This window comes from Pseudalkalibacillus sp. SCS-8, assembly GCF_040126055.1.
Lineage (GTDB): Bacteria > Bacillota > Bacilli > Bacillales > Fictibacillaceae > Pseudalkalibacillus > Pseudalkalibacillus nanhaiensis.
The window spans coordinates 1,592,002-1,610,840 of the sequence record NZ_CP143541.1 but is presented as its reverse complement, the minus strand read 5'-3'; the positions used below and the strand labels follow the sequence as shown (position 1 = coordinate 1,610,840).

Here is an 18,839-nt window from a genome sequence, read left to right as displayed (position 1 = left end):
CTAAAGTCCACCTAACAATCTCATCATTTTCCTCATCGCTTCGAGCATTTCAACGTTCAATGTTTCAACCATTTGGAAGAGTAATGGGAGAACAAGCAGCAACACGAAAAAACTGACAGCGATTTTCAAAGGCAAACCGACGATGAACACGTTGACCTGCGGTACTGTCCTTGATACGATCCCTAAAGCTAAATCAACCAAGAACAAGCAGCCGACGACCGGTACAGCCATCTGAAAAGCAACATAAAACATCGTGACGACAGCGTCTGCGATGAGTCGTGCAACGTCGCCGTTTCCGACGACCATAATGAGCTCATCAATCGGAATGAATTGATAGCTTTGATAAATTCCATTCAAAATCATATGATGAGCATCAATTGTCAAAAGGAACAGAATCGCAAATATATAGAGATAGCGACCAATCAGGGGTGATTGAATACCTGTCTGTGGGTCGAAAACATTAGCAATAGCAAAACCCATCTGTAAATCGATGAATCCTCCCGCTACCTGCAAGGCATATAGGATGATGGAAGCGACGAATCCTATACTCAACCCGACCATCAATTCTTTCATAATGAGTAGAAAGTAGCCTCCATCTACAGCAATAATCGGCATTTGGAGGGTGGACAGGATGAAAAAGGACAAGATGGTTGCAAGTCCGACCTTATGTATGACAGGAATATTCTTGTATGAAAATATCGGAACGGCAGCCAAAAAACCGGTTACACGGACTAAAACCAAGAGAAAGGCTGGAAGAGCATTTAAGAACTCCATATGCTGCTACAGCCCAATGTATTGATTAATGTTGCTGTATAGTTCGTGTGTAAATGTCACCATCTGTGTCAGCATCCATGGTCCGAAAAATATCAACGAAATCAAGACAGCTGCAATCTTCGGGATAAAAGCAAGCGTCTGTTCCTGGATCTGGGTCGTTGCTTGGAAGATGCTTACGAACAAACCAACGGCTAAAGCAAGGATAAGAAGCGGACCACTGATCAATAACGTCGTGTACACGCCCTTCTCAGCTAATGAAATGACAAATTGTGAATCCATTGCTTTCAGCACCTTCTTCTCTTAATCTAATAACTTTCCAACAACGATTTGACAATGAGATACCACCCGTCTACAAGTACAAACAACAAGATTTTGAACGGCAAGGATATCATGACCGGTGGCAGCATCATCATCCCCATCGCCATCAATACACTAGCCACTACCATATCAATGACTAGAAAAGGTACGAAAATCATGAAGCCCATTTGGAATGCCGTTTTCAATTCACTTATTGCAAAGGCAGGGACAAGGGTCGTCAAAGGGATATCCTCTATTTTTTCCGGTCGACTTTCACCCGTGTAGTTCATGAATAGAGCGAGATCCTTCTGTCTCGTATGCTTCGCCATGAACTCTTTAATCGGCATACTCGCTTTCTCCATCGCCTCTTCTTGTGATAGTTCACCTTGTAAAAAAGGGGTTACCGCCTCTTGATTCACATCCGATAGAACGGGTCCCATGATGAAAAATGTAAGGAATAAGGCCAAGCCGACAAGGACCTGGTTGGGCGGCATCTGTTGTGTAGCCAAACCGTTTCTTACGAATGATAGAACGATAATGATTCTGGTGAAAGAAGTCATCAGAACAAGAAATGCCGGAGCGAGGGACAGGACGGTCAACAGAATCAGCAGTCTTACAGTGGTAGCGACATTTTCTGGTGTATCGTTGAATAAATCTGTGCTAATTCCTGGTAATTCAACCATTGTCCTTCTCCTTTTTCATTGATTCGATCATGGCTTTCCTCTCTTGCTTTGAATCCTCCAATTGCTTTCTCAACACATTCTTGAAATCCCCAGCTGATGAACGGTACTCTTTATTCGTTAAAGAATCCAACCATCCAAGCAAACCGGCCTTAGCATGATCAGAAGAGGCAGCACTGGTACGCTCTTGATGGCTGAGCAGCGACTTCACCTCATCCTCATCATCGATTTCCTTGATCAGTTCAACATTCTCTCCTACCCCTACCACGAGGATCCGATTACCAACCTTGACCAATTGAACAGAGCGTTGATTTCCTACGATCGCTCCACCGAGTGTCTGAATGCCTTTTCCTTGCTGAATGACCTGGGTCCGCTTATGTAAAAGCTTCAGGATTATAATCATCAGAGCCACGACAAACGCAAGTGCGAAAAGGACTTTAAAGGTAGTACCAATCGTTGAAGCATTGGATGTACCAGGAACAGCAGGCGTCTCTTGTATTTCTTCGCTTCCTGTTCCCTCTCCGTCTTGATTGGAGCATTCATACACGGTTTTACATTTCTCTTCAGGAGCAGATGTATTCGCATAGATGTCTGTTGCTCCTCCAAACATGAAGGCCATTAAGAGGAGAACAATTCGTAATTTGAAACTCAAGGAAAGCACCTGCTTATGCTTCTAATGTTTTTTTAATTGCTTCAATGACACGGTCAGCCTGGAACGGTTTTACGATGAAATCTTTTGCTCCTGCTTGAATCGCATCGATGACCATCGCTTGCTGCCCCATAGCTGAACACATGATTACTTTTGCCTCAGGGTTCATACCACGGATTTCTTTCAATGCAGTAATCCCATCCATTTCAGGCATTGTGATATCCATCGTCACAAGATCAGGGCGATGCTCTTTATATAATTCAACGGCTTGAGCACCATCACTTGCTTCTCCAACCACTTCATATCCGTTCTTTGTCAGGATATCCTTGATCATCATCCTCATGAAAGCTGCATCATCCACAATTAAAATACGGTTAGCCATTTTGTTATTCCCCCTGGATTCTATTATTGTAATTTTTCTAAACGATCTCTCTGACTAATAATCTCTGTAACTCTGACACCAAAATTCTCGTCAATTACGACAACTTCGCCTTTAGCGATCAATTTCTGATTTACAAGTATATCAACCGGTTCACCAGCCAGTTTATCGAGCTCTATGATCGACCCTTGAGAAAGTTCAAGTATATCTTTGACTGAACGTTTCGTCCTGCCAAGCTCTACCGTTACTTGCAATGGGATATCGAGAAGCATATCCAGGTTCCTGCTATCGACAGAAACCCTCTCGGTAGGTGTAAAGTCCGTAAATGCAGCAGGATGGACATTTTCATTCCGTTTATCCATATATCTTTCTTGTTGTGGTCCTCCAGCAGAATGATAGGCTTCAGTCGATTCGGACCTGCCTGTCACAGGTGATTCAGGCTGAGGAGCCGGAGGGGCTTGTCTCGACGAGGTCGTCTCTTCAGGCTTTTCTTGTGCTGGCGTTTCTTCAACCACTTCCTGATCGCTGCTAGGGTTCATGAGTTGATCGACAAGGTCCTTTCCAAACTCTAACGGGAACAATTGCATGATTTTAGAATCAATGAGATCCCCTACTTTTAATTTGAAGGACACCTTCACCAACGTTTCTTCTTCTGGAATACTGTCTGTTCCTTCATCCGAATTGATATCCATCAAGTCAATACTCGGTGGAGAGATGTCGACCCTTTTGTTAAAAACAGTCGACATGGAAGTAGAGGCAGACCCCATCATTTGGTTCATTGCTTCCTGGACAGCACTTAAATGTAGCTCTCCTAATTCACCATGTGGGTTCGTTCCGTCTCCACCTAACATCAGATCAGCAATGATTTGTGCATCTGTCGTTTTGATGATGAGAAGGTTCGATCCATCGAATCCTTCCGTATACCGGACGTTGACTGCGACATGAGGTCTAGGAAACTCATCGGACAAGTCATCACGCTTCACAACTGTTACGTTCGGAGTCGTAATATCCACCTTCTGATTCAACAATGTAGACAGCGCTGTGGCAGCACTTCCAAACGAGATATTCCCTATTTCACCGATGGCATCCTCCTCAATACTGGATAACTGTTCTTCCGGATTTTGATCGGAACTCGTATCCTTGTTGCCATTCAAGAGGGCATCAATTTCTTCTTGGGATAGCATATCACTCATCGTTAAATTCCTCCTTCTTATAGGCATCAATGATTTGGATCGCCATCTGTTTCTTCATCTTACCGGGCTGGCCAATAAATTTGTTCTTACCTTGCACACTTACAACCAATGGTTCGGATATCTTCTGGTCAAGCTCAAGTACATCATGTTCAGATAACGAAAGGAACTCTTGTACGGATATGCTGCAGCGTCCCAATTCAGCTGTGAGAGGAAGCATGGCACTCTTCAATCGACTTTCAAGCTTTTCAACCTCTTCAGGTAATTTTTCCCTTTGCTTCTTCTGCATCCAATGATGAACGGATAGTTTTGGAATAATCGGTTCCATTACCACATGAGGTAGACAAATATTGATCATTCCACTCGTCTCCCCGATTGTCGTCGTAAAGGATATTACGACTACCGTTTCATTCGGTGATACCATCTGTAGAAATTGAGGGTTCACCTCAAAATCCAGCATTTCCGGCTCGACATCTATGATCGTTCCCCAGGCTTCTCCAAAGGAGTCAAGCGCTTTTTCGAAAAGTTGATTCATAATCTTCGTTTCGATCTCTGTCAAATTCTCTATTTTATTCATCCCTTTGCCTTGTCCGCCTAAAACGCGATCCAACATGGCATAGGCGATGTTCGGATTGACCTCGATCAACAGCCTTCCTTCAAGAGGCGGTGCTTCAAACAAGTTCAAAATCGTCATTTTCGGTATGGAGCGGATGAATTCTTCATATGGTATTTGATCTACAGAAGCAACTTGTATTTGAACATATGTACGAAGCTGAGCAGAGAAGAAGGTTGTCAGTAATCTTGCGTAGTTCTCATGGATTCTTGTAAGGCTTCTGACCTGATCTTTCGAGAATCGTAATGCCCTTTTGAAGTCATAAACCTTGACCTTTTTTTCCGTCTGTTCCTTCTTTAGTTCTTCTGCATCCATTTCACCTGTGGAAATCGCCGAAAGCAGCGCGTCTATTTCATTTTGTGAGAGTACTTCAGCCATAAGCCTCACCCCTTTCCTGCTCCTGTCTGGCTCCTGTTGTTAACTTGTTACTGGACGATTCTTTCTGTTGTAAACACTCGAACAACTTTACCATTCTCAAGGAACCCGTTGATGGTTTCCTTCAAACTCCGTTCAAGCCTTTCAATCCCTTTCGGCCCCTGGAGGTCTTCAGCTTTGGTAGCAGAAATCTGGTAGATGATCGTGTTTCTAACCTGGAACATTCTGGTTTCCAATTCTTTCTTCGCCTTTACATTATCCACCTGGATTCGGAAGGTCACCTTGGCAAATCCATCGTCAGCCAAGTTTGTCATAATTTCATCCGTATCGACGGATAGCTTCACAATATCGGATGCAGATAATTCATCAGCTGCTTTCTTGTCCCCTGTAGCAAGGTTGAGGTAGAGGATCACACCAGCAACGGCAATGACAGAAACCGCGGTAATCATCACCAACATCGTTTTGATCAAGTTACCTTTCATCTGCATCCCCCTTTTTGATCGGACTTCCTAAAATGGATATCTCTTTGTAAAACTCATTCACCGATGAACGCACTTCTGATACGGAGTCGCGGACAACAAATTTCCTGCCGTTCGTAAGCGTGATCGTCGTATCAGGGAATGCTTGTACTTGTTCGATATAAATTGCATTTAACGTGAATTGCTGGCCATTCAATTTGGTGAGCTCAATCATAATAGGAGAGAATGATCCGTTAATTTTAGAATTTCAAATGCCATCCATTGGAACGGATCACCCTCTAATCCACCTCACTTTATCTCTTTAGATTGACGAGTTCTTGGAGGATCTCATCCGAAGTTGTGATTATTCGTGTATTTGCTTGGAATCCACGTTGTGCTACGATCATTTCGGTGAATTCTTCTGAAAGGTCGACATTCGACATCTCGAGTGTACCCGCTACAATATCCCCTGCACCTTCAAGTCCTGCCGTTGTAATTTCAGGAGCTCCAGAGTTCGTTGTCGCTTGATAGAGATTGCCGCCTGCCTTTTCTAATCCACCATTATTTGCAAACTTCGCAATCCCGATTTGTTGCTGATCCTCATTCAATTCACCATCAAGGATGTAGGTGACGCTCCCGTCACTTCCGATACTGAAGCTTTCCGCTTCAGGTGGAATTGTGATTGTCGCCTGGTCTGAATCAAGCACCTTCATACCGTCTGAATTGACGAGTGTACCTGCCTGATCCAGATAGAAGTTGCCTGCACGCGTATAATACTCATTCGTACCATCAGTGACAAGGAAATATCCATCTCCGGATAAGGATAAATCCAACGGTCTACCTGTCGTTTGAAGGCTCCCTTGCGTGTGGATCGTATCGATTGTGGAGAGCTGTGATCCTAATCCGACCTGCTTCGGATTCACCCCTCCTCTTCCGCCATTCGGTGCACTGGCTCCGGAAATTTGCTGGGATACGAGATCTTTGAAGGTCGTCCGTCCTTTTTTGAATCCGTATGTATTGACGTTCGCGATGTTATTACCTAATACATCCAGTTTCGATTGAAAATTTTTCATACCACTTATACCCGAGTACATTGAACGTAGCATTCCATTTCCCCTTTTCTTTTTATAAAAGTTAACTGCATCAATCAGTCAGCAGTTCAAGTGAGCTTCCATAAGGTCCAGCTCAAATTCCATTTAATTCATGACAATCGCGCCATTGATATTCGTAAAGATATGATCCGAGACTTCGTTACGATCCATTGCAGTGATAACCGTATTGTTGACTGTGCTTACGACAAGTGCGGCATCTCCCACAAGGACGAGTGAATCCTTGATACCTTTCTGTTTTGCTTCTGACAGCTTGTTTCCAATTCGTTCCCATGTAGTGGAATCAATGTGGATATTTCTTTCCTCTAACCTTACATTGGCATGTTTGGAAACTTTCAAGTGATTGACCTGTTGTTTCAATAGGTTGTGGAAATCACCTGTTGGTACTGTTTTATTTGGCGATATGTTACGGTTGGTCGGGAGGGTTGATGTAAACGGTTTTTGATAGACTTGCTGCATGATTGTTCACCTCGATTCCAACATTATTTGGATACCGTAACCACTTGATCTGGCGTAACTTTCGTGCCATTCTCCAACTCGATGACGGTTTCTCCGCGTTCAAAGTGAACTTTGGCCACCACACCAGTTTGTTGATCTGCCCCAGTTTCAGAATCGACCCAATCAATCTTCCGACCAATCAACTCACTATATTGAAGAAGTTGACCATTATTTTGATGTGTCATCCAATTGCTCAAGGTTTGATTCATATTGACCATTTGTTCCAAACTTGAAAAGTTGGCCATTTGAGAAATGAATTCACGATCTTCCATCGGCTTGAGTGGATCTTGATTGGCTAATTGCGCCACTAAGATTTTCAAAAAATCATCTTTTCCTAGATTGCTTCCCCCGGTTTTCCGGGTCTGTGAATCGGGTAAAAATAGACTAGGGTCAATTTGATTTACCATCTGCTCATCCCTCCCTCTCCTTATTCATTTCATCCATCCATTGTTGGAAGGTCTGCTCTTGTTGATCATCCTGATTTTCCTGATGGTCACCTTGGCCATTCTTTGAGGAGTGGTGGTTCTGCTTTTCCCTCTCACCATTCAACCAGTCATTCACCTGGTTGCTTACTTCGATATGGTTGACTGTTATATTCTGTCCTTGCAAGGATTGACGAAGTTGATTAAGGTTTGTTTCGATGAGTTCTTTTGCTTGCACGGTAGATGCTATGATCTTGGCTGCTATTTCCCCATTTCGTTGGGTGATTTGAATGTCAAGGGAACCTAGATTTTCCGGAAAAAGCTTTATGGAGATCTGAGTACTCCCGTTTGGCAATGTCAGCAATCTTCCCCGGTTAAAAAGACTGGTCAAATCCTTTATAAAATGAGTTGGTGGTTCATTCGCTTGTGGAGCATGGAGGACGAATTGTTCCACTTTACTCATAAGACTTGGTGAAGTGGATGGAAAAACCTTTTGCACTTTCGTAGATTCAACATGGATCGTTTTAGGGTTTTCATCACTTTTTTCCACCGGTTGCACACCATTTCCGATTGCGTTTTTCACCAACAATGTCCGGTGTTGAACATGAGGTGAATTCATCAATTCTTTGAATGCTGCTTTTTTCTCAGCACCTTGTGCTGTCATCGCCAAGCTGCTCTTTTCATTCAATTGTCCTGGGTTGGAAGCTTTCACTTTATGAACAAGCTCACGCATATGTTGAACAACACGATCTGGATCAGCTTTCGTAAGGAATTCACGTACCTTTTCCAACAAAGGAGTCCCCGTAGTGTTACCCTTAAGAATCTGAGCGATCTGCTGAATGGTATTATTCATTTCTACAGCATCTCTCTTTCCATCTTGGGCAATCGGCGCGGTAGGTTGTTTCAACAGAGCTTGATGGATTACAGGAATTTCTGGAAGCTGGTCATCATAGTTTACGGGTAGGCCAATCGATTCCAACTCTTCCTTCAGCATGTGGAGCATTTCTTCCATGCCGATCTCTGTACCTTTCTCTTGATTGAACGAGACTAGAAATTCCTCAAGCATAGTGTCCAATTTTTCGTTATCTTTTGGCGTATTTAAGACTTGTATGGATAAGTTTTCAGCAACCATTAAATTGAACAATCCGTTTTTCGGCTCAGCATTTCGTAATGGCTTCGCATTTCCTCCACCTATTGCTGCCACTTTCATCATGACTGATGGCATTGATGTCATTGTCACACCCCCTTTCAGTTCCATTGGACTCCCATCTGTTTATTCAGTGAGGAGCTTTGTGATATTTGCTGCAACTGCAGGATCCATTTCAGCTAGAATATTTGCTTGTGCATCAGCATCAAGCCTTGTCATGATGAGTGCAGCTTCTTCTTTCTTCATGCTTTCGAAAATTTTCGCCGCGTTTCCCGGAGGCATCGTTCCGTAAATTTCGGCGACATCATCCATCGCTTGTTTTTGTTGTTCATCCTTATCCTCTTTTTGCTGCAGCTGCTTTTTTAAGCCGGCAATGTCGGATTTTTGTTGATTGATTATCTCCTCTTTTTGCAGTAATTCTTTTTCAGCTTTATCCGCTTCGGCTTGTAACGTTTCTAATTGGCTTTCCAATGCAGCAACCATTTCCTTGTTGGACCGTTCTTTCACATCGGCAGTTTCCACTAAATTTGCTACCACAGGGACAGCAGCAACGTAGCCCTTCCCTTTCTCAATCAGATTCACACCCATCAGTGATAGGATGATGACAGATAAGGAAGCAGCGAACAATAGCGGTATGACGATGACGAGTAAGAACCATAGGGCTTTATTCGTTTTCTTCTCCAAGGATGCCTCACCTGTTTTCATTAAAAGAATATCTTAAGACTGCTAGTTCATCTGTATGTTTGGTTTCGTCCATCTTTATCTCGTGCTGATATTTTTCAAACTGTCGTTTCCGCAGTTTTTCGTACTTCTTCACATCGATGGTCTGTTCCAATAACAAGTCTTGAGTCGTATCCATCTGATTTCGTGCCTGTTGCAGTCGCTTCTGCAAACCTCTTTCTTGTTCCTCTAAGCGATGGATATAGCGGCTAAGACTTTGTATGGTATTGATTTGTGCTCCATCCTGAATACGCTTGGCTTGCTCTTCTAGCAATACCTCTTTCTTCTTTAAAAGAGAAAAGAGTTCATAGCCAATCTCTTCAAAATGAGTTTGTTTTTCGAGAAATTCTTTATGTGTGCGATCCTTCTCATGATTCTTGTAATCTATGATTTGATCCATCCTGTACTGAAAGGCCATCGTCAACGCTCCTCATGAAAGAGTTTGGTTAGTTGTTCAATTGACTGGGAGGCAGTTACCGTCTCTTCTGTACCTTGTTGAAGAAACTCCATGATCCTCGGATAGTATGCAATTGCCTCGTCCACCTTTTTTGAGGTTCCCTTTTTATAGGCTCCGATGGAAATAAGATCTTCAGATTCTGCGTAAGAAGCGATTAATTCCCTTGCTTTCGATACGATCTTTACATGATCCTTATCGACGATGTTATTCATCACCCTGCTTACGCTCTTCAATACATTGATTGAAGGAAAATGTCCCTTATTCGCTAAATCCCGATCCAGGACGATATGCCCATCCAGGATTCCTCTGACCGTATCTGCAATCGGCTCATTCATGTCATCACCATCTACGAGGACTGTATAGAACGCGGTAATGCTTCCTTTCTCGCTTGTCCCCGATCTTTCCAGAAGTTTCGGCAGCAACGCGAAAACAGATGGTGTATACCCTTTCGTTGCTGGTGGTTCACCAGCTGCCAACCCGACTTCCCTTTGTGCCATAGCTACCCTTGTTACAGAATCCATCATAAGCATGACGCGCATCCCTTGATCTCTGAAATGTTCAGCAAGAGTGGTCGCTGTCAATGCTCCTTTGATACGCAGCAATGCAGGCTGATCGGATGTAGCTGCAACCACGATTGTCTTTCGAAGTCCTTCTTCACCTAAATCATGCTCAATGAATTCTCTTACTTCTCGTCCACGTTCACCAATCAAGGCGATGATATTGATATCCGCATTGGATTGTCTGGCGATCATACCTAACAGCGTGCTCTTTCCAACCCCACTGCCGGCAAAAATACCGACCCTTTGGCCGTTTCCTAATGGGAGGAAGCTATCGATCGCTCTTACACCGCAGGAAATCTGATCAGTGATGCGAGGCCGTTCCATTGGATTTGGAGGACTGGATTCTGTCAATTGTGGGGACAGTCCACCAGGTAATTCAGTACCGTTCAAAGGCTTCCCTAGACCATCAAGCACTTTGCCGATCAGAGCTTTACCCGCTTTGATTTGAAGAGGCTTCCCGGTCGATTCCACCAGGCTTCCTGGTGCAATTTCATGTATGGAGGTAAAAGGCATGAGAAGTACGTTTTCTTCCCTGAATCCGACAACCTCTGCCGGAATTCGTCTGTCGACCGCCTCACCAGTATGGATGTAACACACATCTCCAATTGAAGCCTTTGGTCCCTTCGACTCGATCATTAAGCCGATTACTCGGTTGACTTTTCCATAGCGTTTATAAGAATCGATTTTATTGATGGCTTCCAGAATTGGAGCGATTTCCATGGACCTCACCCACAATTTCTAATAATTTTGCTTCCATTTCATCCAATTGACTGTTGATGGAGGCATCAATCTGTCCATAACGTGTTTCAATCAGACATCCCTGTTCGGATTGAGTTTCATCTGGGTATAAGACAATATCAGAATCAAGGGATTTTGATAATTTTGTAGTCAAAGGAAGCGTTCGATCGTAATTTTGTGGAGAAATGAAAATCTTGATTTCCTCTTCCTGTTTCACTTGATGCAAAGCTTCAGAGATGAAGCCTTTCCAGGTTTCTTCCTCTTCAAGCTTTTGTCCAATGATTTTTTCAGCGATGCGGACACTTAACCGGATCAATTCCGGCTCTGCTTCCAGAAGCTTAGCTTCATAATGAGATTGTGCTTGTGATAGGATGTCTCTCGCCTCATGAAGATACTGCTTGTATTCTGTTTCACTCTGGTCCTTGCCTTGCTGATAACCTTCTTCATATCCTTGACGGTGCGCTTGGGCCAGAGCTTCTTCTATTCTTTCATCTATCGAAGCTTCTTTCTCAAGGAGAGCTTGCTCTTTCATTTCGAAATTTATTTGAGCCTCGCTCATTAGACGGTCGGCTTCTTCTTTCGCCTGCTTGATGATTTGTTCTGCATCTTCATGCACTTTTTGAAGATCGACCGTTGGTGTTGGGACGTTTTCGTTCCTTGATTGCGGACGTTGAAAAACATGTTGAATTTCAACAGGCTTTGAATCGTTTCGTTCGACGTGCGGAGAGAACTTGATTACTCTAGACAATGATATCGTCTCCTCCGCCACGTGCAATGACAACTTCTCCAGCTTCTTCTAGTCTTCTTATAATGGAAACGATCCGTGACTGAGCTTCCTCTACGTCTCTTAATCTGACAGGACCCATGTATTCCATTTCCTCCTTGAAGTTTTCCACCATCCGTTTGGACATATTTTGATAGACGATTTCTTTAACTTCCTCGCTTGCTGCTTTCAACGAGAGGAGTAGATCTTCGTTCGGTATCTCCCGGATGACCCGTTGAATGGATCTGTTATCCAATGTAACGATGTCTTCAAAGACAAACATCCTCTTCTTGATCTCTTCTGCCAAATCTGGATCCTGTACTTCCAATGCATCCAGGATCGTCCTTTCAGTACTTCTGTCTACACCATTCAAAACCTCGACGACAGCTTCAATGCCACCAGCTTGTGTGAAATCCTGAGTTACCGAGGTTGAGAGCTTTTGTTCTAAAATCTGTTCGATTTCTGTAATCACTTCCGGCGGTGTACGGTCCATCAAAGCGATCCGTTTCGCGACATCAGCCTGCACTTCCTGTGGTAATTCCGAAAGGATCTGTGCAGATTGGGTGGAGTCCAAATAAGATAAAATCAATGCAATCGTTTGTGGATGTTCGTTTTGTATGAAATTTAAAATCTGCCCCGCATCTGCTTTTCGTGCAAAATCAAACGGTCTCACTTGCAAGGTGGAGGTCAAGCGATTGATGATAGCGGACGCCTCGTTTGACCCGAGGGCTTTTTCCAGGACGGTCTTCGCATAGCCGATTCCCCCTTGAGTGATGTACTCCTGAGCCAATGCAATCTGATGGAACTCTTCGATGATTTCTTCTTTGACGACAGATTCGACCTTTCTTACATTTGATATTTCAAGCGTAAGCCGCTCGATTTCTTCTTCACTCAAATGTTTATATACCTGTGCTGAAACATCAGGACCTAACGAGATTAATAGTACCGCCGCTTTTTCTCTGCCTGATAATTTATGAAAACCCCTAGCCACGTTGTAAATCCACCTCCCTAATCATCAGAAAGCCATGATCGAAGTAATTTCGCAAATTCATCCGGCTTGTCCTTGGCCAATTTCTCAAGCTGCTGTTTCCGAGTTGATTCTTCAGATCGCTGAGGTAGATCCGGCACTTCTTCAACTTGATAGTCTACATAGCTACCGCTTCGATAAGGTTCATCTTCCACTTTTTCTTTCCTTTTCCTAACTAACAGGATGATGAGTATGACGATCAGAAGTACTAACGCCCCACCTATGATATACACCCAGTTCGGCATGCTAGAGCTGGCAGGCTCCGGCATTTCAGGTTTACCGTTGAAGGGTTGTGCGGTTACGAATATTTTTTCACTGATTTCTTCGTCGGTGATTTCACCTGCAACGTCTTTCGATATCGTCGTTCGGACGACACTGCTCAATACCTGTTCAATATCATCGATCCGTTCGGCCGGCAATGAATTGACTTCTTCAGGAGTAGGAGGTTCGACCATCACTTGAATTCCGATATCCCTTATTTTATACGGCGCTTCTTCAATTTCCTTATGTATGCGATTCACTTCATTGTTAATTCGTTCTTCGATCCTTTGGTAATCCCCTGACTCTCCGTCTTCTCCTTGGTAGGAAGGGATGTCACCATCTCCTGAACCTGTTACACCTCCTGGAGGGGCTCCGCCTCCGGTATAGGTTTCCCTGATACGTTCGACACTCAGTTGAATCCCTTCCATCTTGTCAGGATCAACAGGTTCCACAAGATCTTTTTGTGTTTTTTCTTTCGTGAAATCAATATCTGTCGTAACAGAGACGATCACCTTGTCGCGACCCATCATCGTAGCCAGCATACGTTGAAGATTCCGCTGCAGTTCCCGCTCGATATCTTGCTTAATTGTTTTTTGTTGTTCATAGACTGTCAATGTTGTGGTTTGCTGTTCTGAGTTTTTTTGGTCAAAATAGTTAAAATACTGGTCCATAATGACGATATTATCTATGGGTAAGGAAGGGACACTCTTCGAAACAAGATGATACAAGGAGTTCACTTGCTGTTGTTTCAAGTCGTATCCTGGTTTCAAATCGAGTACGACTGATGCTGATGCAGTCCCCTCTGTATCTGTAACCCAGACATTCTCTTTCGGAAGGTTGATCATGACCTTCGCATTTTCCACACCATCGATACTACCAATCAATTCTTGAAGCTCAGTCTGCATTGCGGCTCTCTCTAAAACGCCGAATTCCTTATCTGTCATTCCGAAGCCATTGTTCTCTCCGAAGTATTCATAACTGATCGCACCACTCTTCGGGGTACCTTCAGCTGCCAGCTCCACCTTCAATGCATCAACTTGATGGTCAGGCACACTGATGATTGTTCCATTGCTGGAAATCTCATAGTTTATCCCTTTCGCTTCCAAGCTGCTTTTGACTTGTCCAATCTCCTCAGGGGATAATCCGCTGTATAATGGAACAAATCGGTCATTTGAAATGATGATTGTCAATATTGTAACGATGGTGAACAATCCAATGATCGAACCCAGAATCAACGCTCGTTGTTTAGTTGTACGTTCCTTCCAATAATGCAACATTTGATTTTTGTATGACGTGATCTTCTCGTTCATTTTATCCCCCGGTCGTCACCCACTGAAAATAATTGAATTTTCAATGGACATAAAACATATTAGCCATTCGAAGCTTTATGTACGAATAGAAAAGATTAACGAAAAACTATACTTGCATCCTCATGATTTCTTGATAAGCCTCAATAGCTTTATTTCTAACTTCAACTGCTGTTTGTAATGTAATGCTTGCCTTCTCTGCAGATATCATTACATTATGCAGGTTATCGGTTTCTCCAGTAATCAATTTTTTGGTTTCCTGGTCCGATTTCAATTGCGCATCATTCACTTGTTTGAGCATATCCTTGAATGATGTTGCCAATTGTGTCCTCGCATGGTCCGGTGTAGCTTGAATTCGTTGAGATGCTACTCCTGGAAGAATCCCATTAATTGGATCCATATGTTATAACCACCTTTATCTACCGATTTCGAGAGCTTTCATATACATGCCCTTTGCTGCATTCATCACCGTAACATTCGCTTCATAGGATCGTGTTGCACTCATGAGATCCACCATTTCCTTTAACGGATCGACATTCGGCATCTTAACATATCCTTGAGCATCCGCATCAGGATGTTCAGGCTGGTATACAAGCTTGAACGGTTCACGATCATCTTGTATTTCAGTCGCAACTACCCCTTGTCCTGGACTACCGTCTTTCGCCTTCGATAGAATGGATTGGAAATCTTGACCTTTAGGTTGGAAAGCAACCATCTTCCTTCGGTAAGGCTCCCATTCACCCTCAACCTGTCTCCCTCTCGTTGTTTCTGCATTCGCGATATTCGAAGAGGCTACATCCATGCGCAGTCGCTGTGCGGTCAGTGCTGAGCCAGAGATATGTATTGAATTGAACAAACTCATCTACCTTCCACCCTTTAATACCATTTTGATTGAACTCATTTTTCCGTTCATTCTTTGTATCAATGCTTGATAATACAATTGATTTTCTGCGAGCTTTGACATTTCTTTATCAACATCAACATTGTTGCCGTTATGTGAGTAGGATGTTTGATTGTTTGTTTTTACGCGATATAAGGGAGTATTATCAGATTCAGAGGAAAAAGGAATGTGGCTGTCATCTGTACGAGTAGCCTTTATAGATTGATTTAATGAATCTTTAAATTGAATGGATTTTGCTTTGTAGTTAGGAGTATCTGCATTAGCTATGTTATTAGCGATGATCTTGTGATTAAGCGTCCGCCCATTCAACGCATGTTCTAGATGTCGAATCGTGCTTGAATTTAACATTTCAGCCCTCCTAATAGTAAATTTTCCTTAATACCCAACAATTGCTAAGTTCCTTTCAGATGTATTTTATAGAATTAACCAGCAACTGTCTATGAAAATTCCAACATTTCGATTTTTTTCGATATAAAGCCCCATAATCGACACGGGACTTTCTGCTTATATCGTTTTAGTACGAATACATTATTAATAAATTCCTTAAAATGACACGTATCCCTCCTTTTTCATTTAAATTTTCGACAAAATTTGCAAATTACTTCTAATTACCTAGTTGAACCATTGAAGATGACGATTGATTTTCCACGAATTAAAACGTATTAAAAACCATAAAAAAAAAAGACAGAACCACATCATGTGGTCTGTCTTTGTCATACATTGGATGCAATAATTACATTGCTTTTAGTTTTGAGAGTTCATGCAAAAATTTATCGTTTAATACTTTGATGTAAGTACCTTTCATTCCTAATGAACGGGATTCGATCACGCCTGCACTCTCGAGCTTACGAAGAGCGTTTACGATAACAGAACGCGTAATTCCAACTCGGTCGGCAATCTTACTTGCTACGAGCAATCCTTCATTACCATCAAGCTCTTCAAAAATGTGCTCGATCGCTTCTAGCTCGCTATAAGATAATGAACTGATTGCCATTTGCACGACTGCTTTGTTTCGCGCCTCTTCTTCAATTTCTTCCGTTTTTTCACGGAGGATTTCCGTTCCGACAACCGTAGCACCATATTCTGCTAAGATCAAGTCATCATCCTGGAAGGAATCGTTCAGCCTTGAAAGGATGAGCGTACCTAACCGCTCACCTGCTCCAACGATTGGTACGATCGTCGTCAAGCCTTCATTGAACAAGTCCTTGTTCTCTACAGGGAATGCAGTGTATTCACTGTTTATATCCAAGTTTGAGGAAGTTTCATTAATGTTGAAAAGGTTTTTCGTATACTCAGTAGGGAACTGACGATCCACCAACATTTTTTTCATACGTTCATTTTCAATTTCCTGTACGAGAGAGTACCCTAGCAGCTTTCCTCTACGGCTGACGACGAAGATGTTCGCTTCGATGACATTACAAAGCGTACCAGCCATTTCTTTAAAGTTAACTGGTTTACCACCAGACTCTTGTAATAAAGCGTTGATTTTTCTTGTTTTCTCTAATAGATTCATTTGTAAGTCCTCCTAAGTTATAAGATATATTGGCTCAAGTCTCGATCCTTTGCAATTGCTCCTAATTTCTCATCTACATACTCAGGAGTAATCGTAACTGTCTCGAGTGTGATATCTGGTGCCTCGAATGATAAGTCTTCCAAAAGCCTTTCCAGAATCGTATGCAATCTCCTGGCTCCAATATTATCTGTATTTTGGTTTACATTTGCTGCAATTGTTGCAATTCTACGAATAGCATCGTCAGAAAATTCTATGTTTATACCTTCCGTTTTCAAAAGAGCTTCATATTGCTTTGTAAGTGCATTATCTGGCTCTACTAGAATCGAAACGAAGTCTTCGACAGTCAAGCTATTCAATTCCACTCTGATCGGGAACCGACCTTGTAATTCCGGAATCAAATCGGAAGGTTTCGCAATATGGAAAGCTCCTGCTGCAACGAATAATACGTGATCCGTTTTTACAGGTCCATATTTAGTCACTACTGTCGATCCCTCTACGATCGGCAGGATATCCCGTTGGACGCCCTCGCGTGAAACATCTGCTGATTGGCTGCCTTTTCCGGCTATTTTATCAATCTCATCTATAAAAATCATACCCGTTTGCTCAGCTCGTATAACAGCTTCTTGGGAAACTTCATCCATATCGATGAGTTTTTGAGCTTCTTCCTGCGTCAGGACTTTCCGTGCTTCCTTTACGGTAAGTTTACGTTTTTTCTTTTTCTTCGGCATCAGATTTCCGAGCATATCCTGCATATTCATACCCATCTGCTCCAAACCCGAGCCTTGGAACATATCCATCATGTTTTGATTTTGTTCCTCAACCTCAACGTTTACATAACGATCCTCTAATTCACCTAGAGCAAGTTGATGAGCGATCTGTTTCCGTTTTGTGGCAATTTGATCTTGTTCTGAATCGTTCTGATTCGAACTGTCATTCTGTTGTTGGTTGCCGAATAGCATTTCGAGTGGATTCTTGTAGTTGTTCTGCTCGTTTTTTTTGCCGGGAACGAGCAATTCGACAAGGCGCTTGTTGGCATTCTGTTCAGCTCGATCCTTCACGGAGGCCATCTTTTCTTCTTTCACGATCCGGATCGATGTTTCAACAAGATCACGGACCATCGATTCCACATCACGACCGACATAACCGACCTCAGTGAATTTGGTCGCTTCCACTTTCACGAAAGGGGCGCCTACAATCTTAGCAAGACGTCTGGCAATTTCGGTCTTACCGACCCCGGTAGGGCCGATCATCAGTATATTCTTCGGTACGACTTCATCTCGCATCGACTCATCGATCAAGCTTCTTCTGTAACGGTTTCTCAGTGCAATAGCAACTGCTTTCTTTGCACTTTTCTGGCCGACAATGAACTGATCAAGCCGTTGGACGATTTGTCTCGGTGTATAATGCATGTTCATCGTGTCAAATTCCCCCGTTTCAAGTTAATTGTTCCACAACGATCTGGTCATTGGTATATACGCAAATATCTGCCGCAATCTCCAGGGCGCTTTTGGCGATATCGACTGCTGTCAGATGTTCCCCGTGCCGTTTTAAAGCTCGACCTGCCGCCAACGCATAATTCCCTCCAGAACCGATTGAAAGAATACCGTCGTCAGGCTCGATCACTTCACCTGTTCCTGAAACGAGAAGCATTGTTTCAGTATTCATTACAATCAACATCGCTTCCAAGCGGCGTAATATCTTATCACCGCGCCACTCTTTCGCTAATTCGACAGCTGATCGTTGGAGGTTTCCATTATATTCTTCTAATTTCCCTTCAAACTTTTCAAACAGAGTGAATGCATCCGCCACTGAACCTGCAAAACCAGCCAGTACCTTCCCACCATAAAGTTTACGTACTTTCCGTGCGGTATGTTTCATCACCACTGCATTTCCGAAGGTCACCTGTCCGTCTCCTGCCATGGCGAAACCACCATTATGTCGTACTGCGAATATCGTCGTAGCATGGAATGATCCCATCCTACCAACCTCCTCCCCTAAATG

25 protein-coding genes are annotated in these 18,839 nt (G+C 43.0%); all 25 read right to left on the bottom strand.

What is annotated here, in order from left to right:
* The 25 genes from fliR to hslV all read right to left on the bottom strand — a co-directional run bounded on the left by fliR (position 1) and on the right by hslV (position 18,815).
* Positions 1–774 carry a flagellar biosynthetic protein FliR gene (fliR, locus tag V1497_RS08345; RefSeq protein ID WP_349410512.1) on the bottom strand — a complete coding sequence of 258 codons (774 nt, stop codon included), beginning with the start codon at positions 772–774 and terminating at the stop codon, positions 1–3.
* A gap of 6 nt (positions 775–780) precedes the next feature.
* Positions 781–1,053, bottom strand: coding sequence for a flagellar biosynthesis protein FliQ (gene fliQ, locus V1497_RS08340; protein WP_349410511.1), 273 nt, complete (start codon positions 1,051–1,053; stop codon positions 781–783).
* Between the two features lie 26 nt (positions 1,054–1,079).
* Positions 1,080–1,754 (bottom strand): flagellar type III secretion system pore protein FliP, encoded by a 675-nt coding sequence (gene fliP / locus V1497_RS08335; RefSeq protein ID WP_349410510.1) that lies wholly within the window; start codon positions 1,752–1,754, stop codon positions 1,080–1,082.
* Positions 1,747–2,403 carry a flagellar biosynthetic protein FliO gene (locus tag V1497_RS08330; RefSeq protein ID WP_349410509.1) on the bottom strand — a complete coding sequence of 219 codons (657 nt, stop codon included), beginning with the start codon at positions 2,401–2,403 and terminating at the stop codon, positions 1,747–1,749. Before V1497_RS08330 ends, fliP begins: the two co-directional genes overlap by 8 nt.
* A 13-nt stretch (positions 2,404–2,416) precedes the next feature.
* Positions 2,417–2,782: a response regulator gene (locus tag V1497_RS08325; RefSeq protein WP_349410508.1), complete on the bottom strand. Its 366-nt coding sequence runs from the start codon at positions 2,780–2,782 to the stop codon at positions 2,417–2,419.
* Positions 2,783–2,805: 23 nt separating this feature from the next.
* Positions 2,806–3,972, bottom strand: a complete 1,167-nt coding sequence (fliY, locus tag V1497_RS08320; RefSeq protein ID WP_349410507.1) for a flagellar motor switch phosphatase FliY — start codon at positions 3,970–3,972, stop codon at positions 2,806–2,808.
* Positions 3,965–4,960 carry a flagellar motor switch protein FliM gene (gene fliM / locus V1497_RS08315; protein WP_349410506.1) on the bottom strand — a complete coding sequence of 332 codons (996 nt, stop codon included), beginning with the start codon at positions 4,958–4,960 and terminating at the stop codon, positions 3,965–3,967. The genes fliY and fliM overlap by 8 nt, the downstream gene beginning before the upstream one ends.
* Positions 4,961–5,007: 47 nt before the next feature.
* Complete coding sequence (locus V1497_RS08310) at positions 5,008–5,439, bottom strand: flagellar basal body-associated FliL family protein (RefSeq protein WP_349410505.1); 432 nt, start codon at positions 5,437–5,439, stop codon at positions 5,008–5,010.
* Complete coding sequence (locus V1497_RS08305) at positions 5,429–5,650, bottom strand: flagellar FlbD family protein (protein WP_349410504.1); 222 nt, start codon at positions 5,648–5,650, stop codon at positions 5,429–5,431. Before V1497_RS08305 ends, V1497_RS08310 begins: the two co-directional genes overlap by 11 nt.
* A 79-nt stretch (positions 5,651–5,729) precedes the next feature.
* Positions 5,730–6,521 carry a flagellar basal body rod protein FlgG gene (gene flgG / locus V1497_RS08300; protein ID WP_349410503.1) on the bottom strand — a complete coding sequence of 264 codons (792 nt, stop codon included), beginning with the start codon at positions 6,519–6,521 and terminating at the stop codon, positions 5,730–5,732.
* A gap of 90 nt (positions 6,522–6,611) precedes the next feature.
* Positions 6,612–6,983 carry a TIGR02530 family flagellar biosynthesis protein gene (locus tag V1497_RS08295; protein ID WP_349410502.1) on the bottom strand — a complete coding sequence of 124 codons (372 nt, stop codon included), beginning with the start codon at positions 6,981–6,983 and terminating at the stop codon, positions 6,612–6,614.
* A gap of 23 nt (positions 6,984–7,006) precedes the next feature.
* The gene (flgD, locus tag V1497_RS08290) at positions 7,007–7,429 is read right to left on the bottom strand and encodes a flagellar hook assembly protein FlgD (protein ID WP_349410501.1); all 423 of its coding nucleotides are present in this window, start codon (positions 7,427–7,429) and stop codon (positions 7,007–7,009) included.
* Positions 7,430–7,433: 4 nt separating this feature from the next.
* Positions 7,434–8,678, bottom strand: a complete 1,245-nt coding sequence (locus V1497_RS08285) for a flagellar hook-length control protein FliK (protein WP_349410500.1) — start codon at positions 8,676–8,678, stop codon at positions 7,434–7,436.
* A 39-nt stretch (positions 8,679–8,717) separates the two neighbouring features.
* Positions 8,718–9,275 (bottom strand): MotE family protein, encoded by a 558-nt coding sequence (locus V1497_RS08280; protein WP_349410499.1) that lies wholly within the window; start codon positions 9,273–9,275, stop codon positions 8,718–8,720.
* Between the two features lie 7 nt (positions 9,276–9,282).
* On the bottom strand, positions 9,283–9,729 hold the full coding sequence (gene fliJ, locus V1497_RS08275) for a flagellar export protein FliJ (RefSeq protein WP_349410498.1): 447 nt from the start codon (positions 9,727–9,729) through the stop codon (positions 9,283–9,285).
* Positions 9,730–9,731: 2 nt separating this feature from the next.
* A complete protein-coding gene (gene fliI, locus V1497_RS08270) occupies positions 9,732–11,048 on the bottom strand; it encodes a flagellar protein export ATPase FliI (protein WP_349410497.1) in 1,317 nt (438 codons plus the stop codon).
* Entirely contained in the window at positions 11,014–11,814 is an 801-nt protein-coding gene (gene fliH / locus V1497_RS08265) for a flagellar assembly protein FliH (protein WP_349410496.1), read from the bottom strand. Before fliH ends, fliI begins: the two co-directional genes overlap by 35 nt.
* Positions 11,807–12,820, bottom strand: a complete 1,014-nt coding sequence (gene fliG, locus V1497_RS08260; protein WP_349410495.1) for a flagellar motor switch protein FliG — start codon at positions 12,818–12,820, stop codon at positions 11,807–11,809. The genes fliH and fliG overlap by 8 nt, the downstream gene beginning before the upstream one ends.
* Positions 12,821–12,837: 17 nt before the next feature.
* Complete coding sequence (gene fliF / locus V1497_RS08255; protein WP_349410494.1) at positions 12,838–14,427, bottom strand: flagellar basal-body MS-ring/collar protein FliF; 1,590 nt, start codon at positions 14,425–14,427, stop codon at positions 12,838–12,840.
* A gap of 106 nt (positions 14,428–14,533) precedes the next feature.
* Positions 14,534–14,824, bottom strand: coding sequence for a flagellar hook-basal body complex protein FliE (fliE, locus tag V1497_RS08250; RefSeq protein ID WP_349410493.1), 291 nt, complete (start codon positions 14,822–14,824; stop codon positions 14,534–14,536).
* A gap of 15 nt (positions 14,825–14,839) precedes the next feature.
* A complete protein-coding gene (gene flgC / locus V1497_RS08245) occupies positions 14,840–15,286 on the bottom strand; it encodes a flagellar basal body rod protein FlgC (RefSeq protein ID WP_349410492.1) in 447 nt (148 codons plus the stop codon).
* On the bottom strand, positions 15,287–15,673 hold the full coding sequence (gene flgB / locus V1497_RS08240; protein ID WP_349410491.1) for a flagellar basal body rod protein FlgB: 387 nt from the start codon (positions 15,671–15,673) through the stop codon (positions 15,287–15,289). It abuts the gene before it with no gap.
* A 385-nt stretch (positions 15,674–16,058) separates the two neighbouring features.
* Positions 16,059–16,838, bottom strand: coding sequence for a GTP-sensing pleiotropic transcriptional regulator CodY (codY, locus tag V1497_RS08235; RefSeq protein ID WP_349410490.1), 780 nt, complete (start codon positions 16,836–16,838; stop codon positions 16,059–16,061).
* 17 nt (positions 16,839–16,855) lie between these two features.
* A complete protein-coding gene (gene hslU, locus V1497_RS08230; protein WP_349410489.1) occupies positions 16,856–18,253 on the bottom strand; it encodes an HslU--HslV peptidase ATPase subunit in 1,398 nt (465 codons plus the stop codon).
* Positions 18,254–18,272: 19 nt separating this feature from the next.
* The gene (gene hslV, locus V1497_RS08225) at positions 18,273–18,815 is read right to left on the bottom strand and encodes an ATP-dependent protease subunit HslV (RefSeq protein WP_349410488.1); all 543 of its coding nucleotides are present in this window, start codon (positions 18,813–18,815) and stop codon (positions 18,273–18,275) included.
* Positions 18,816–18,839: the final 24 nt, after the last annotated feature.

Coding starts and splice junctions, on each gene's coding strand:
- fliQ (WP_349410511.1), bottom strand. CDS start 1,053: ATGGATTCACAATTTGTCATTTCATTAGCTGAGAAGGGCGTGTACACG.
- fliE (WP_349410493.1), bottom strand. CDS start 14,824: ATGGATCCAATTAATGGGATTCTTCCAGGAGTAGCATCTCAACGAATT.
- codY (WP_349410490.1), bottom strand. CDS start 16,838: ATGAATCTATTAGAGAAAACAAGAAAAATCAACGCTTTATTACAAGAG.
- V1497_RS08325 (WP_349410508.1), bottom strand. CDS start 2,782: ATGGCTAACCGTATTTTAATTGTGGATGATGCAGCTTTCATGAGGATG.
- fliR (WP_349410512.1), bottom strand. CDS start 774: ATGGAGTTCTTAAATGCTCTTCCAGCCTTTCTCTTGGTTTTAGTCCGT.
- flgB (WP_349410491.1), bottom strand. CDS start 15,673: ATGTTAAATTCAAGCACGATTCGACATCTAGAACATGCGTTGAATGGG.
- hslV (WP_349410488.1), bottom strand. CDS start 18,815: ATGGGATCATTCCATGCTACGACGATATTCGCAGTACGACATAATGGT.
- fliM (WP_349410506.1), bottom strand. CDS start 4,960: ATGGCTGAAGTACTCTCACAAAATGAAATAGACGCGCTGCTTTCGGCG.
- fliF (WP_349410494.1), bottom strand. CDS start 14,427: ATGAACGAGAAGATCACGTCATACAAAAATCAAATGTTGCATTATTGG.
- V1497_RS08285 (WP_349410500.1), bottom strand. CDS start 8,678: ATGACATCAATGCCATCAGTCATGATGAAAGTGGCAGCAATAGGTGGA.
- flgG (WP_349410503.1), bottom strand. CDS start 6,521: ATGCTACGTTCAATGTACTCGGGTATAAGTGGTATGAAAAATTTTCAA.
- fliY (WP_349410507.1), bottom strand. CDS start 3,972: ATGAGTGATATGCTATCCCAAGAAGAAATTGATGCCCTCTTGAATGGC.
- V1497_RS08305 (WP_349410504.1), bottom strand. CDS start 5,650: ATGATTGAGCTCACCAAATTGAATGGCCAGCAATTCACGTTAAATGCA.
- V1497_RS08295 (WP_349410502.1), bottom strand. CDS start 6,983: ATGCAGCAAGTCTATCAAAAACCGTTTACATCAACCCTCCCGACCAAC.
- flgC (WP_349410492.1), bottom strand. CDS start 15,286: ATGAGTTTGTTCAATTCAATACATATCTCTGGCTCAGCACTGACCGCA.
- V1497_RS08310 (WP_349410505.1), bottom strand. CDS start 5,439: ATGAAAGGTAACTTGATCAAAACGATGTTGGTGATGATTACCGCGGTT.
- fliI (WP_349410497.1), bottom strand. CDS start 11,048: ATGGAAATCGCTCCAATTCTGGAAGCCATCAATAAAATCGATTCTTAT.
- flgD (WP_349410501.1), bottom strand. CDS start 7,429: ATGGTAAATCAAATTGACCCTAGTCTATTTTTACCCGATTCACAGACC.
- hslU (WP_349410489.1), bottom strand. CDS start 18,253: ATGAACATGCATTATACACCGAGACAAATCGTCCAACGGCTTGATCAG.
- fliP (WP_349410510.1), bottom strand. CDS start 1,754: ATGGTTGAATTACCAGGAATTAGCACAGATTTATTCAACGATACACCA.
- fliJ (WP_349410498.1), bottom strand. CDS start 9,729: ATGGCCTTTCAGTACAGGATGGATCAAATCATAGATTACAAGAATCAT.